Origin of the sequence: Pseudoalteromonas sp. SiA1 (genome assembly GCF_018732205.1) — a bacterium.
Taxonomy (GTDB): Bacteria; Pseudomonadota; Gammaproteobacteria; order Enterobacterales; family Alteromonadaceae; genus Pseudoalteromonas; species Pseudoalteromonas tetraodonis.
In genome coordinates, this window is record NZ_CP076084.1 from 430075 (window position 1) to 443820 (window position 13746).

Consider the following 13746-nt stretch of genomic DNA (forward strand, 5'->3'; position numbering starts at 1 on the left):
ACCACATAGGCTCTGCCTTGCCTAAATACCAAACAGACTGCTGCAAATTCAACCTTGAAAGGTCAACAGACCTAAGTATAATTAATCTTAGCAGATGCTTAGTGGAATAACACACATATTAGAGCTTGAACTGCTCGCCCAAATAAACATCGCGTACTGTTTTATCGTTTAATACGTATTCAGGAGTGCCTGATGCAATTAACTCCCCATGAGAAACTATGTAGGCTTTTTCACAAACATCAAGTGTTTCGCGCACGTTATGGTCTGTAATAAGTACGCCAATGCCACGGTTTTTAAGATGCTCTATGATCTTTTTAATATCTAATACTGAGATAGGATCAACCCCCGCAAAGGGTTCGTCTAAAAGGATAAATTTAGGGTTTGCTGCTAACGCGCGAGCAATTTCAACGCGGCGACGTTCACCACCTGATAAAGCCATACCTTGACTATCGCGGATATGCTGAATGCTAAATTCATCAAGTAAATTATTTAAGGTATCTTCGCGTTGTTGTTTATTTAATTCTTTACGTGTTTCTAAGATAGCCATTAAGTTTTGATAAACAGTCAGCTTTCTAAAAATAGACGACTCTTGCGGTAAATAACCAATCCCTAAACGCGCTCGGCTGTGCATCGGTAATAAAGTAATATCTTTATCATCAATTGATATTTTGCCTTTATCGCTAGGGACAAGGCCTACAATCATATAAAAAGTGGTGGTTTTACCTGCACCATTAGGGCCAAGTAACCCCACAATACTGCCAGCTTCAACCTCTAGGCCAACGTTTTTTACAACTTCACGACCTTTGTAGCTTTTAGCTAATAGCTCTGCTTTTAATGTGCTCATGGTTGGCCTTTATCATCTTCTTTTTTATTTTCAACAGGGACTAAAATAGTGTGTACACGGTCTGTTGAGTTTTCGTCTTTTTCTGCGCTAATTAACTGCTGCTCGATATCGTAAGTGATACTTTTAGCTGTTATTTTTTGACCTGCTTGAGCAATGCTTGCATCGCCGATTAAGGTTAAAAAACGCAGCGACACATCGTAACGCACTTCATTAGCACTGGCGCTCATTATGGTGCCATCAGCTTGTGTTTCTTCAAAATATGCAGGGCTGCCTGTGGCAATTAATAACTGTTTGTTATCGCCTAGGTCATCGCGTTTATGCACTTCTAAACGGTCAGCTGTGATACGGCGATTACCATGAATAATTTCAACATTTTTCTCAAAAATGCCTACGTTTTCTTTTAATTGACCTTCTTGCTTATCTGCACTAATTGAAATTTGATTTGCAGCGGGGGCTTCAGCAGGTTCAGCGCCATTACTGTTAAAAGCAATTAATAGTGAGGGAACAATTAAAATTTTAAATAGGTTATTGGTCATAATATAGGGTTCGCGTATGGTTAATAAGTTTAATCACCTCGGTTTTTAAATCGGCCTCAAGGCCTTTACCTGTGATTTTTAAATTAGGTCCTGTAATAACGACAGGCTGCTGTGATTGCATGGTTAATAGTTTTATATCAACATTGATGGTCTGGGCGGTGATCGTATCGATCATGGCGTTATCTACTAAATTTTGAGCGGTTACATTACCCTCTAACACCAGTTGACGGTCGTCGTAGAGTGTGGCTTCATCGGCGTTAATACGCCATGTTTGCTGCTCGTTGTATAAAGTGAATATAGGCTTTTCAAAAAAGGTAAAACCGAGTTGTTGATACAACTCCATTTTTACCGCAGTTACCTTATGGCTCACTTTACCTTGTTCATTATAAGCCGTTTGTTTTAGCTCAATAGCGGTATAATCAGGCTTAGCAATAACTTGTGTTTCTTCGCTTGCAGTTATATCAACCTTAGTAAAATAAGGATACCAGAGCCAAACCATACAGCTTATGAATAAAACGCTCAGTATAATGCGCGCTACATTCATGAACTCGTTCCTTGGCTAGTTAGTGGCTTGTTATTTTCGAGCATAAGTAAGTCTGTCAGCTCTCTTACCGCACCAAAACCGCCGGGCAGTTGGGTTACATAATGTGATAAACGTTTAATAAGTGGATGAGCATCGTTTACGGCTACCGCAAAACCGACTTGCTCCATTACTGGCATGTCTGGGCCATCATCACCTATATAAGCAATTTGCTCATCGCTAAGCGCTAATTTTTGTTTTAATTCTTGATAGGCTATGAGTTTGTCTTCTTGGCCTTGATATATATGTTGTACGGTTAAACTGCTCATACGTTGCTGCACTATATGAGAATGGCGCCCGGTGATCACGGCGACTTCAAAACCGCTGTTAATCAGGGCTTTGATACCAAATCCGTCTTTGGTGTTAAATGCTTTGAGTTCTTCACCTTGGTTTCCAAGGTAAATACGGCCATCAGAAAATACACCATCAATATCACAAATTAATAGCTTTACTTTTTTTGCGCGCGCCTTTGCATCATCACTTAGCGGTTGATAGAGATCTTCAAATTGCATTTATAGCACTCCCGCTTTAAGTAAGTCTTGCATATTTAGTGCGCCAATCGGTTGATTATGCTCATTAATTACAATTAAGCCATTAATACGTTTTTGTTCCATAATATTTAACGCTTCAGCCGCGAGCATCTCTTGGGTGGCTGTAGTACACGACTTGGTCATCACAACATTAATTTCAGTGCTATGAATGTCAATACGTTGCTCTAAAATACGGCGTAAATCGCCATCGGTAAACAGGCCTGATAATTGCTGGTCACTATCAACAATAGCGGTCATGCCGAGTCCTTTGGCCGACATTTCAATCAAGGCATCTTTAATCGTTTGCGTCTCGTTTATGATAGGCGTATCAGCACCACTGTGCATAACATCTTTAAGAGTTAAGAGTAATCGCTTGCCTAAGCTACCACCAGGGTGCGATAGTGCAAAATCATCAGCAGTAAAGCCGCGAGCTTCTAATAATGCCACCGCCATGGCATCACCCATAGCGAGTGTGGCAGTGGTACTTGCAGTAGGTGCTAAGCCCAATGAGCAGGCTTCTTGTTCAACTTTAATACACACATGCACATTTGCCAATGTTGCCATGGTTGAGCCTTGGTTGCCTGTCATGGCAATCATTTTGGCACCAATGCGCTTTAATACTGGAATAATATTAAGTACTTCGCTGGTTTCACCAGAGTTTGAAATGAGGATAACCACGTCATTTGCTGTGATCATTCCTAAATCACCATGGCTTGCTTCACCCGGGTGAACAAAAAATGCGGGGCTGCCGGTACTGGCAAGAGTGGCGGCTATTTTGTTACCAATATGGCCTGATTTACCCATGCCAATAACAATAATACGACCTGAGCAGTCATACATTAATTGACAGGCTTGGTTAAAGCTTTCATTAACGTATTGTGTAATATCGCTGAGTGCTTGGCGTTCAATCTCTAGAACACGTAACCCTTGTTGAATAAAGTTTAGCGTTGCCATGGGCTATCCTACTTGACTAAAAATATAACCTTGGTAAATCATAAATGCGACGATGAGCAAGCCACCTTCTATTCTATTGATACGTCTTTGACCTCTAAAGTTCAATGACATAGCAATTAGCGCCAAGGTTGCGCCAATCATAATAATAACATCACGGTTAGCAACCGAAGTATCGATAACCGATGGATTAATTAATCCTGCCAGCGGTAATACCGCTAAAATATTAAAAATATTCGAACCAACTATGTTACCCAGCGCTAAGTCATCTTCATTTTTAAGTACACCTGCAATTGAAGCTGCAAGTTCAGGTAAGCTGGTGCCTATAGCAATAATGGTCAAACCAATCACTAAGTCACTTAAGCCAAAATATTTTGCGATATCAACGGCTGAGCCAACTAAAAAGTGTGAACTAACCGGCAGTAAAATCATACCCACTACCAGCCAAAAAACAGCTTTTTTGGTTGGTACGTTGTCAGGTACTTCGTCACAGGCTTCGCTCACAAACGGATCGTCTTGGTTTTTAGCTCGCAGTGAGACAAAAATAAGTCCGCCAATAAAAACAACAAAGCCAGATAATAAGGCTGCACCTTCAAAAAATGAAAAATAGTTATCTGAAAAAATATACCAAGTTGCAATGGAGACCAGCAGTACCAGTGGAATTTCACGTTTTAACGTACTTGAAGATACTGATAAGGGTCTTAAAAGGGCGGTAATACCTAAAACTAATAAGATGTTAGTGATGTTTGAACCAACTGCATTACCCACGGCAGTATCGGTTTTATTTGCCAAAGCTGCTGAAGCCGATACCATCATTTCAGGCGCTGAAGAGCCCATAGCTACCACGGTTAAACCTACAATTAGCGTTGGCACGCCAAAGTTTTTAGCCAGTGCTGCTGCACCATAAACAAACCTGTCTGCACTCCATACGAGAGCCGCAAAACCAAGAATTAAAATGACAAACGAGGTAACCATTGTGATAAGCCAATTAATGTAAATTCAGATAGCGCGAATAGTAACAAAAGCCACCATAAAAGTATAAATAAAAGAATAAGGTGTAATACATTAGGCGGTTATTTTAAGTATTCTTTGGCGCTTTTTATATGAAATTTTAAGCCAAAGTTAAGGCTGCTTGAATCAATCTTATAACTGTTTTTGCGACACTATTACAAAATCTTACGAATTGTTTTTTCCATATTGGTTAAAAAACCCTTAAAATAGAAATATGAGAGAGTATTGTTATGGAGAGCGACTTGTCGCAATCAATAGTTGAAGTCAAGGATGTTACCTTTTCTAGAGGCGATAGGGTCATATATAAAAATATGAGCTTTGACGTACCTGAGGGTAAAATTACTGCCATTATGGGGCCAAGCGGAATTGGCAAAACCACGATGCTACGCCTAATAGGTGGCCAGCTTAAACCAGACTCCGGTGATATTTTATTTAAAAACGACAGCATTGTCGCTATGTCGCGCAAAGAACTCTACGCGGCACGTAAACGCATGAGTATGTTATTTCAAAGCGGTGCCTTATTTACTGATATGTCGGTGTTCGATAACATTGCATTCCCCATTCGAGAGCACACGCAACTCAGTGAAGATTTAATCCGTTTAGTGGTATTAATGAAACTACAAGCTGTTGGCTTACGTGGTGCTAAAGATTTAATGCCTTCAGAGTTATCTGGCGGTATGGCACGTCGTGCAGCTTTGGCTCGCTCTATAGCGCTTGATCCTGAACTTATTATGTATGATGAGCCTTTTGCAGGACAAGACCCTATTTCAATGGGGGTTTTAGTTAAGCTGATCAAATCTTTAAACGAAGTACTTGGCTTATCTTCTTTAATTGTCACGCACGATGTGACAGAAGTAATGAGTATTGCCGACCATGTTATTATTATTGCTGATCAAGGCGTTATTGGCAGTGGTACACCAGAGCAGATGCGAGAGCACGAATCACCACTTGTTCAACAGTTTTTAAAAGGGTTATCAGATGGTCCAGTGCCATTTCATTATCCAGCACAAACCTATGCAGATGAACTGTTAGGAGAGCAGCAGTAATGTTGGATTTACTACAAAAAATAGGCCACAAAACGCTGGGCCGATTTGCTGCACTGGGGCGTTCAACCCAAATGCTGGCAAGTGCGTTATGGCATGTACCCAATTTTAAAAAAGGCACACCTTTACTCGTGCGCCAATTATATATGGTTGGCTCACAGTCATTATTGATCATTGTTGTATCAGGATTGTTTATCGGCATGGTATTAGCCCTGCAAGGCTATACTGTTTTAGTTGATTATGGCGCTGAAGACAGCTTAGGCCCTTTAGTGGCACTCAGTTTATTACGTGAACTTGGGCCAGTAGTAACCGCATTATTATTTGCCGGTAGGGCAGGCAGTGCGTTAACCGCTGAAATTGGCTTAATGAAAGCCACCGAACAGTTATCATCGCTTGAGATGATGGCCATTGACCCGCTTAGACGAATTATAGCGCCGCGGTTTTGGGCTGGTTTGATTAGTATGCCAATGTTGGCACTTATTTTTTCTGCTGTAGCTATTATTGGTGCTCATTTAGTGGGGGTTGATTGGCTAGGCGTTGATACGGGAAGTTTCTGGTCAATTATGCAATCTCAAGTGTCGTTTGAAAAAGACATACTAAACGGTTTAATTAAAAGTATCGTATTTGCGATTGTTGTTACCTGGATTGCGCTTTACAAAGGGTATGACTGTGTTCCCACATCAGAGGGGATCAGCAAGGCAACAACAGAGACAGTGGTGCACTCATCACTAGCGGTATTAGGTTTTGACTTTATTTTGACAGCGGTAATGTTTACCAGCTAATAGGGTATTAAATAATGAATTCACGGAAATTAGAAATTTTAGTTGGTTTTTTTGTAGCATTGGGCATTTTGGCATTTTCAATGCTGGCGCTTAAAGTGGCCAATTCAGGTATTAGCGGCTCAGGTGAAACCTACACATTGAACGCCAAGTTTGAAAATATAGGATCATTAAAAACACGTGCACCCATTAAGGTGGGCGGCGTTGTTATTGGTCGTGTAGAGTCAATTTATGTACACCCACAAGAGTTTTTACCAGTAGTAAATATGAGTATTGATGCGCAGTATTTGTGTCGTTTTTCGGACACTAGTTCCATCTCTATCTTAACCTCGGGTATTTTAGGTGAGCAATACTTAGGTATTAACCCTGTGATCGCATCAGATTCAGCTAAACAGCGATGCTTAGGCGAAGATGTAGCGAACAGCGAACAAGATCAAGCCATTGACGATTTATTTGGCGTTCAAAGTAAAGCATTAGCTAACGGCGATTCTATTACAGATACCAAGTCAGCATTGGTACTAGAAGAATTAATAGGCCAGTTTTTATTCAACCAAGGTAGTGAGTAATTATTATGTTGAAAACATTTTTAGCAAGTATCGCATTAGTAACTGTCGCGCTGGTACAAAGTGTACACGCCGGTGAAGTCAAATTGGCTGATCCTAATAAAATGGTGCGTCAGGTTGCTGATAATACCTTTGAGCGTATTACCAAAGACCAGCCATTAATAACCACTAACAAAGAGCATTTACGGGTCATCGTTGAAGAAGAACTGATGCCGTACATTGACTACAAATATGCTGCACTGAGAGTGTTAGGTAGCGAAGTATCTAAGGTACGCGCCATTACCGACAAAGCAGAAAAAGCAAAAGCAATTGAAGATATTCAGCGCTTTATTGGCGCGTTTAGAGAGTACCTTGTTGCCACTTATGCTGGCGTTTTTACCCAGTACACTAATCAACAAGTTGAATTTGCTGCCGAGCAGCCTTTTAAAGGCAAAGATGTGGTTGTGGTAAAAACCAAAATTGTAGAAGCCGGTAAGCCTGATATTAAAATTGATTTTAAAGTACGTGAAGATAGAAGTGGCGAATGGCGCGCTTACGATATGATTGCTGAAGGCATTAGCTTACTTGATGCAAAACAAAGTGAGCTTCAGGGCATTTTACGCCAACAAGGTATTGACCATGTTAGCGACCTGTTAGAGCAAAAAAGTAAGTTACCGGTTCAGTTTAGAGGCAGTGACACAAATGACTAAATTGGCAATCAGCCAAGTCGATGAACAGCATCTACGAGTTAGTGGTGAATTGACTCATAATTCAATTGGCAATGAACGGCTTCTGAATACCAAGCGACAAACTGAGCATAAAACCCTTTATTTTGACCTAAGTGAGGTGACAAGGGTTGACACAGCCGGCTTAGCTTGGTTAATTCACTCTTTTACAGAATTTAAGCAGCAAGGCATTCGCCTTGAATTGCAAAACCCACCTGAACAACTGCAAAACCTTATGCAGTTAGGCCAGGTTACAACCCTATTTGAGTGAGAGTTATGGAAACGAGTCAAGTCGAAACATTATTACGCGACGAACTTCAGTTAGCTGAAGTACATGTAAAAGCCAATGGCAGTCATTATGAAGTAATTGCTGTCGGTGAATGCTTTGACGGATTAAGTCGTGTTAAAAAGCAACAGCTAGTATATGGGCCATTAATGAACACTATTTCAGACGGTACCATTCATGCTGTTTCTATCCGCGCTTTTACTCCGACAGAGTGGAAACGTGAGCAAAAATTCATTTTACCGCAATAAATAAGGCCCCTTAGATGGATCAATTTGTAATTCAAGGTGGCACTTCACTCGCTGGTGAAGTAACTATTTCTGGCGCTAAAAACGCAGCTCTTCCGATTCTATTTGCAGCTTTATTAGCTGATGGCAAAAGTACTTTTACTAACGTACCACATCTTCGCGATATCATTACGACCGAAGCCTTATTAAAAACGTTAGGCGCTGATGTTCAGTGGCAGGGCGATTCACTCATTATTGATGGTGCAACGGTAAATAGCACGTTAGCGCCTTATGACTTAGTAAAGCAAATGCGTGCGTCAGTGCTTGCACTTGGCCCTTTAGTCGCTCGATTTGGTGAGGCACAAGTATCCTTACCTGGTGGCTGTGCTATTGGTGCGCGCCCGGTTGATATTCATATTCAAGGTTTAGAGCGTATGGGCGCTCAAATAACCGTTGAAAACGGTTATATTAATGCCAAAGTAGATGGTCGCTTAAAAGGCGCTGAAGTTTTCATGGAAATGATCAGCGTAGGTGCTACTGAAAACTTACTCATGGCGGCAACGCTCGCCGAGGGTAAAACAGTATTAGAAAATGCTGCGCGCGAGCCAGAAATTATCGATTTAGCCAATTGCTTAATTGCTATGGGTGCTAAAATCACTGGTGCTGGCTCAAGCCGTATTGAGATTGAAGGAGTTGAGCGTTTATCAGGTTGTGAACACCGCATATTACCGGATCGTATTGAAACGGGTACCTTTTTAGTGGCTGCAGCGATGGCTGGCGGCGAAGTTCTGTGTAAAATGACCGACTTTCATTCACTTGAGCCAGTAATAGAAAAACTACGTGCAACCAATGCATTATTAGAAGTGCACGATGACAGTATTTACCTAGACATGCGAGGCCGAGAGCTTAAAGCGGTGAATATTAAAACTATGCCTCATCCTGGTTTTCCGACCGATATGCAAGCGCAGTTTACCGCATTAAATGTGGTGGCTAATGGTAGTGCGACGATTACCGAAACTATTTTTGAAAATCGTTTTATGCATGTGCCTGAGCTACAACGTATGGGCGCTAATATTCGCTTAGAAGGCAATACGGCCTTTTGTGGTGAAACAAAAAGCTTATCGGGTGCGCAAGTAATGGCAACTGACCTTCGTGCATCAGCGAGTCTTATTCTAACGGGGATTGTGGCTCAAGGTGAAACGGTTGTTGATCGTATTTATCATGTAGATAGAGGTTATCAGCGTATTGAAGATAAACTCAGTGCGCTAGGTGCTAACATCAAACGCAAAAGCAATTAGTTATACTAATACAATTATTATTCTAATCCATAAAAAACGCGATGATCTATCGCGTTTTTTTATGTCTAATGCCAAAGTATAAATAAGCGCTTTATAGCTTGGTTTCAAGCTCTGCTACTTTTACCATTATTTTTTGTATTTCACCGTTACGGTAAAGCTCAAATTCAATTTCTTTCCCCGGTTCGGTACTGCCTATTTTTTTCAATACATTTTGTGGATTAGCCACTGAAAGCCCAGCAATTTTAATCACAATATCTTGCTCTTCTATACCCGCCTGCCATGCAGGACCTAAAGGGTCTAGGTTGGTAATACGCATGCCTGCAACAGGCGTTAAGCTATCATTGACCTCTTTGCCTGTACTGTCTACCGCTGTGCCTTCAAAGCCCAAATAGCCGCGTACAACACGACCATGGCGTATAAGCTTACCCATTACCTCTTTTGCCAAGGTGTAAGGCACCGCAAAAAAGATCCCTTGTATATTTAAGTTTTCACGGGTTTTAAACTGGGCAGAGGTGATCCCTACTAAATCGCCATTAGAATTTACCAGTGCACCACCAGAGTTACCTACGTTAATAGCAGCGTCCATTTGCAGTAAGTTATTGTAAGGACTGTCGGTAATTTTTTGCTTACCGGTGGCGCTAATAATCCCCTGAGTAATGGTTTGCCCTAAGTTAAGTGGGTTTCCGATGGCTAATACTAAATCGCCTACACTCGAACTGTAGTTATCGTTAACGGGTATAACAGGCAGGTGATTGGCATTTATTTTTAATAATGCTAAGTCGGTAATAGTATCAAAGCCAATGAGTTGCACATCAAAAAAACGTCTGCCGTCAGTAAGAATAACCAGTATTTGATCGGCATTATTGATCACATGGTAATTAGTCAAAATATAACCGTCAGGTGACATGATCACCCCAGAACCAAGCTCTTGCACCGTATTTTGGCGTTTATAGCGTGGCTCTTTAGAAATGCTTTCTGAAAAAATGGTGACAACCGATGGCGCTGCGCGCTTAACTGCGTCAGAAAAGCTCAAATGACTTGCAGTCATTGCACTGGGTAGCGGCACGTTAGGTAGCAATGCAGTGCGCATGTTAGGGCTAAAAAAAACCACTAAAAAAGCAATGCCTAAACCGGCAAATAGAGGAGGAAGTACAAATTTTAGAAGTTTTAGCACGGTATTCTTATTGTTAGTGAGCAATCCCTTTATGATGGCACAAAAAAAATAACAGCGGCAAGTGCCGCTGTTACTTTTATTGTATTATTACTGAATTAATACAAAAATAGATTCACGTCCGCGTTTCACACCTAACACAATATTACCTTGAATATCTTCGATAATTTTGTTCATGTCGCGAATGCTTTCTACTCGTTGACGGTTTACTTGCACAATAACATCGCCTTCTTCAAGGCCAACCCGTGCTGATGGCGAACGAGGGTCTACAGAGGTCACCTCAATCCCTTTCATTTTGTTCTTCTTCACGTTTTCAAGCGTTGCACCTTGGAATGCTGGGTGTAACTCTTCGCCCGCAGCGGTAATGCCTGATGCACCATCTAGGGTTACTTCCACATTTTTAACTTTACCGTCACGGTAAATCCCCAACTGTACTTCACGACCCTCACCTAAGGTGGCAATTTTACTGCGTAGTTCATGGAAGCCACTAATTTCACTACCATTAATACTAATAATCACATCGCCTGCTTTAATACCGGCTTTGCTGGCTGCGGTGTCATCCATTACCTGCATAACATAAGCCCCTTGTTTAACATCAAGCTGCTGTGCTTTAGCAAGGCCTGCATCAAGAGGGCGGCCTGAAATACCTAACGAACCACGGCGTACTTCACCATGCTCTACAATTTGATCAATTAGGTTTTTCATCATATTTGACGGAATAGCAAAGCCAATCCCCACATTTCCGCCTGATGCACCTAAAATAGCGGTATTAATACCAATCAGCTCACCGTTTAAATTAACTAAAGCCCCACCTGAGTTACCTTGGTTTATCGCGGCATCGGTTTGAATGAAATCTTCGTAACCCTCAATATTTAAGCCACTGCGGCCTAATGCGCTAACAATACCTGAGGTAACCGTGTGGCTTAAACCAAAAGGGTTACCAATTGCGACGGCAAAATCACCGACACGTAAGTCATCTGAGTTAGCTAGCTTTACTGCGGTTAATTCATCTGCGTCTATTTGTAGTAGCGCAATATCAGACTCTTTATCGCTACCAATTTTTGTTGCTTCATATTCGCGGCCATCTTCAAGGGTGACCACCATTTTTTCAGCGTCTTGCACTACATGGTTGTTAGTAACGACATAACCTTTGTCAGCATCAATAATAACTCCTGAGCCTAAACCACTAAACTGGCGCTTTTGGCTACGTGGCTGCGGGTTGCCAAAAAAGAAATCGAGCGGGTCACCGCGTCGGCGAACCTCTTTAGAGCCTGAAACCTGAATACTCACTACACCTGGGGTAATTTGCTCAAGCATAGGGGCAAGTGTTGGTAATTGTTGACCATTAACGGCAACCGGCAATTTAGCAAACGAAGCGGCTGGACTTAGTAATAAGCTAGTAGATAAAATAGCAGCACTGATAAGTGATAATTTCATTTTCATAGTCAGGGTTTACTCCACTTAAAAAGCAAAAGGCTGCAATAAGCAGCCTCAAAAAAGTATATCAATAAGATAAAACAACAAAGCTGTTATATCTAAAGACTATGGGGTCAAAAAAAAGTTCATCAAGATGCTTTAGAAGTATTCACATCACCAGCAAATAATCCTGATTTACCCGACACATAATCAGCTGGTTGAGCATCGGCGTTTGAGCGATCCGAACTACGCTCTTTTAATGACGCTTGTAATTGCTCTGTGGTTTCTTTAGAGAAAAACGGTTCAGCAGGGGCTTTATTTCTGTCTTCAAGTAATAGTTGATTGGTTTCTTCAACATGGCTTAATAACTGGTCGTAGTTTTCTTTCATTTTGTTTACTAACTTACCAGTGTTCGCTAAATGGTCGGCAACATCTTGACGATACTGCTCAAGCGAATGCTTAGCTTGCTCTGCTTGTTGCTCTAACTCATCTTGTTTAAATTGTTTTTTAGTGACAAAGGCACCAACGAAAAATGCAGCAATAGCAACCACTATCACTAAACCTACCCATGTAAATGTACCCATAAATTCACCTCTATGCGAAAATAACTAAAAAAATTTAGTTCAATAATAATTCATACTAAGTCTAATATACCCTGAGTATTGATGCGTGTTAATATGCTTTACAAATTAAACTGTGTTTTAACTGTAAATAGATATGACTCCTTGGCAAACATACCAGCAAGACCTTCAACGCGATGACTTTGTACATGACGCAGCACAAGAAAATGCAGTTCGTCATTTACAGCGTTTATACGACGATTTAACACAAGCAAAACCACAATCTAAAGGCTTTTTTGCAAAGCTTTTTAATAAAGCTGAACCCGCACCTATAAAAGGATTGTACTTTTGGGGTGGCGTAGGCCGAGGTAAAACTTACCTAGTTGATACTTTTTACGAAGCTTTGCCGGGCGATAGAAAAATGCGAGTGCATTTTCACCGTTTTATGCACCGAGTACACGACGAGCTTAAAAAGTTAAACAACACAGCAAACCCATTAGAAACAGTTGCCGATATTTTTAAAGCAGAAACAGACATAATTTGTTTTGATGAGTTTTTTGTACAAGACATTACCGATGCCATGCTGCTCGGTGGTTTAATGGAAGCGCTATTTGCACGTGGTATTGTGTTAGTTGCAACCTCTAATATTATACCTGATGATTTATACCGTAATGGCTTACAACGCGCTCGTTTTTTACCGGCTATTGCCTTAGTGAATAAGCATACTGAAATAGTTAATGTAGATTCCGGTGTTGATTACCGGTTACGTACACTGGAACAAGCAGAAATTTTTCACAGCCCGCTTGATGATCAAGCTGATAAAAACCTATTTGAATACTTTGATAAGCTCTCCCCTGAGGCCGGTAAAGTAGACACCCCAATTGAAATAGAAGGGCGGATGATCAAAACCCGCAAGGTGTCTGATTGCATCGTTATGTTTGAATTTAGCGAACTGTGTGAAACCGCGCGTAGCCAAGTGGATTACATGGAAATAAGCCGATTATATAACACGGTGATTTTATCAAACGTAAAACAGCTTGGACAAAATAATGATGATGCAGCAAGGCGTTTTATTGCGTTGGTAGATGAGTTTTATGAGCGTAACGTTACCTTAATTATCTCTGCAGAAAAACCCATTACCGAGCTGTACACACAAGGTAATTTAAACTTTGAATTTAGACGTTGTGTGAGTCGCCTGCAAGAAATGCAATCGTTAGAGTATTTAGCAAGAGAGCATTTAGCTTAAAATA

General features: G+C 41.0%; 17 protein-coding genes. 8 read left to right on the forward strand and 9 right to left on the reverse strand.

Going from position 1 to position 13746, the window contains the following annotated elements:
* Positions 1-118 precede the first annotated feature (118 nt).
* The 6 genes from lptB to KK487_RS02020 are packed head-to-tail and all read right to left on the reverse strand — an operon-like array spanning position 119 to position 4416.
* Positions 119-844, reverse strand: a complete 726-nt coding sequence (lptB, locus tag KK487_RS01995) for an LPS export ABC transporter ATP-binding protein (protein ID WP_013463982.1) — start codon at positions 842-844, stop codon at positions 119-121.
* Complete coding sequence (gene lptA / locus KK487_RS02000; protein WP_016900279.1) at positions 841-1380, reverse strand: lipopolysaccharide transport periplasmic protein LptA; 540 nt, start codon at positions 1378-1380, stop codon at positions 841-843. Before lptA ends, lptB begins: the two co-directional genes overlap by 4 nt.
* Entirely contained in the window at positions 1370-1924 is a 555-nt protein-coding gene (lptC, locus tag KK487_RS02005; protein ID WP_024601343.1) for an LPS export ABC transporter periplasmic protein LptC, read from the reverse strand. The genes lptA and lptC overlap by 11 nt, the downstream gene beginning before the upstream one ends.
* Positions 1921-2472, reverse strand: a complete 552-nt coding sequence (gene kdsC, locus KK487_RS02010) for a 3-deoxy-manno-octulosonate-8-phosphatase KdsC (RefSeq protein WP_013463985.1) — start codon at positions 2470-2472, stop codon at positions 1921-1923. Before kdsC ends, lptC begins: the two co-directional genes overlap by 4 nt.
* Entirely contained in the window at positions 2473-3444 is a 972-nt protein-coding gene (locus KK487_RS02015; protein WP_016900276.1) for a KpsF/GutQ family sugar-phosphate isomerase, read from the reverse strand. It abuts the gene before it with no gap.
* Between the two features lie 3 nt (positions 3445-3447).
* The gene (locus tag KK487_RS02020) at positions 3448-4416 is read right to left on the reverse strand and encodes a calcium/sodium antiporter (RefSeq protein WP_013463987.1); all 969 of its coding nucleotides are present in this window, start codon (positions 4414-4416) and stop codon (positions 3448-3450) included.
* A 266-nt stretch (positions 4417-4682) separates the two neighbouring features.
* On the opposite strand from KK487_RS02020, the gene KK487_RS02025 reads away from it, so the two are divergent.
* Genes KK487_RS02025 through murA form a run of 7 tightly spaced genes read left to right on the forward strand, consistent with a single transcriptional unit; the run spans position 4683 to position 9349 of the window.
* Positions 4683-5498, forward strand: a complete 816-nt coding sequence (locus KK487_RS02025) for an ATP-binding cassette domain-containing protein (RefSeq protein WP_013463988.1) — start codon at positions 4683-4685, stop codon at positions 5496-5498.
* Entirely contained in the window at positions 5498-6277 is a 780-nt protein-coding gene (gene mlaE / locus KK487_RS02030; protein ID WP_013463989.1) for a lipid asymmetry maintenance ABC transporter permease subunit MlaE, read from the forward strand. The genes KK487_RS02025 and mlaE overlap by 1 nt, the downstream gene beginning before the upstream one ends.
* 14 nt (positions 6278-6291) lie before the next feature.
* The gene (gene mlaD / locus KK487_RS02035; RefSeq protein WP_013463990.1) at positions 6292-6840 is read left to right on the forward strand and encodes an outer membrane lipid asymmetry maintenance protein MlaD; all 549 of its coding nucleotides are present in this window, start codon (positions 6292-6294) and stop codon (positions 6838-6840) included.
* Between the two features lie 5 nt (positions 6841-6845).
* Positions 6846-7526, forward strand: coding sequence for an MlaC/ttg2D family ABC transporter substrate-binding protein (locus KK487_RS02040; RefSeq protein ID WP_215521918.1), 681 nt, complete (start codon positions 6846-6848; stop codon positions 7524-7526).
* Positions 7519-7812, forward strand: coding sequence for an STAS domain-containing protein (locus tag KK487_RS02045; protein ID WP_008465119.1), 294 nt, complete (start codon positions 7519-7521; stop codon positions 7810-7812). Before KK487_RS02040 ends, KK487_RS02045 begins: the two co-directional genes overlap by 8 nt.
* A gap of 5 nt (positions 7813-7817) precedes the next feature.
* Entirely contained in the window at positions 7818-8075 is a 258-nt protein-coding gene (locus KK487_RS02050) for a BolA family protein (RefSeq protein WP_007378312.1), read from the forward strand.
* A 14-nt stretch (positions 8076-8089) separates the two neighbouring features.
* Positions 8090-9349, forward strand: coding sequence for a UDP-N-acetylglucosamine 1-carboxyvinyltransferase (murA, locus tag KK487_RS02055; RefSeq protein WP_036955851.1), 1260 nt, complete (start codon positions 8090-8092; stop codon positions 9347-9349).
* Positions 9350-9440: 91 nt separating this feature from the next.
* Here murA and KK487_RS02060 read toward each other — a convergent pair whose 3' ends face one another.
* From KK487_RS02060 to KK487_RS02070, 3 genes are all read right to left on the reverse strand, one after another.
* Complete coding sequence (locus KK487_RS02060; RefSeq protein ID WP_013463993.1) at positions 9441-10523, reverse strand: trypsin-like peptidase domain-containing protein; 1083 nt, start codon at positions 10521-10523, stop codon at positions 9441-9443.
* Positions 10524-10610: 87 nt separating this feature from the next.
* Entirely contained in the window at positions 10611-11963 is a 1353-nt protein-coding gene (locus KK487_RS02065) for a Do family serine endopeptidase (RefSeq protein WP_058154121.1), read from the reverse strand.
* Positions 11964-12085: 122 nt separating this feature from the next.
* Positions 12086-12520 carry a Z-ring associated ZapG family protein gene (locus KK487_RS02070; RefSeq protein ID WP_008115546.1) on the reverse strand — a complete coding sequence of 145 codons (435 nt, stop codon included), beginning with the start codon at positions 12518-12520 and terminating at the stop codon, positions 12086-12088.
* A 133-nt stretch (positions 12521-12653) separates the two neighbouring features.
* Here KK487_RS02070 and zapE point away from each other — a divergent pair, with 133 nt between their 5' ends.
* Entirely contained in the window at positions 12654-13742 is a 1089-nt protein-coding gene (zapE, locus tag KK487_RS02075) for a cell division protein ZapE (protein ID WP_128583715.1), read from the forward strand.
* Positions 13743-13746: the final 4 nt, after the last annotated feature.

What these genes read in the sequence shown, in the direction of transcription:
- mlaE (WP_013463989.1), top strand. Translation starts at nt 5,498, where the DNA reads ATGTTGGATTTACTACAAAAAATAGGCCACAAAACGCTGGGCCGATTT.
- KK487_RS02045 (WP_008465119.1), top strand. Translation starts at nt 7,519, where the DNA reads ATGACTAAATTGGCAATCAGCCAAGTCGATGAACAGCATCTACGAGTT.
- KK487_RS02015 (WP_016900276.1), bottom strand. Translation starts at nt 3,444, where the DNA reads ATGGCAACGCTAAACTTTATTCAACAAGGGTTACGTGTTCTAGAGATT.
- lptA (WP_016900279.1), bottom strand. Translation starts at nt 1,380, where the DNA reads ATGACCAATAACCTATTTAAAATTTTAATTGTTCCCTCACTATTAATT.
- zapE (WP_128583715.1), top strand. Translation starts at nt 12,654, where the DNA reads ATGACTCCTTGGCAAACATACCAGCAAGACCTTCAACGCGATGACTTT.
- lptC (WP_024601343.1), bottom strand. Translation starts at nt 1,924, where the DNA reads ATGAATGTAGCGCGCATTATACTGAGCGTTTTATTCATAAGCTGTATG.
- kdsC (WP_013463985.1), bottom strand. Translation starts at nt 2,472, where the DNA reads ATGCAATTTGAAGATCTCTATCAACCGCTAAGTGATGATGCAAAGGCG.
- KK487_RS02040 (WP_215521918.1), top strand. Translation starts at nt 6,846, where the DNA reads ATGTTGAAAACATTTTTAGCAAGTATCGCATTAGTAACTGTCGCGCTG.
- KK487_RS02020 (WP_013463987.1), bottom strand. Translation starts at nt 4,416, where the DNA reads ATGGTTACCTCGTTTGTCATTTTAATTCTTGGTTTTGCGGCTCTCGTA.
- KK487_RS02050 (WP_007378312.1), top strand. Translation starts at nt 7,818, where the DNA reads ATGGAAACGAGTCAAGTCGAAACATTATTACGCGACGAACTTCAGTTA.
- KK487_RS02025 (WP_013463988.1), top strand. Translation starts at nt 4,683, where the DNA reads ATGGAGAGCGACTTGTCGCAATCAATAGTTGAAGTCAAGGATGTTACC.
- mlaD (WP_013463990.1), top strand. Translation starts at nt 6,292, where the DNA reads ATGAATTCACGGAAATTAGAAATTTTAGTTGGTTTTTTTGTAGCATTG.
- murA (WP_036955851.1), top strand. Translation starts at nt 8,090, where the DNA reads ATGGATCAATTTGTAATTCAAGGTGGCACTTCACTCGCTGGTGAAGTA.
- KK487_RS02065 (WP_058154121.1), bottom strand. Translation starts at nt 11,963, where the DNA reads ATGAAAATGAAATTATCACTTATCAGTGCTGCTATTTTATCTACTAGC.
- KK487_RS02070 (WP_008115546.1), bottom strand. Translation starts at nt 12,520, where the DNA reads ATGGGTACATTTACATGGGTAGGTTTAGTGATAGTGGTTGCTATTGCT.
- lptB (WP_013463982.1), bottom strand. Translation starts at nt 844, where the DNA reads ATGAGCACATTAAAAGCAGAGCTATTAGCTAAAAGCTACAAAGGTCGT.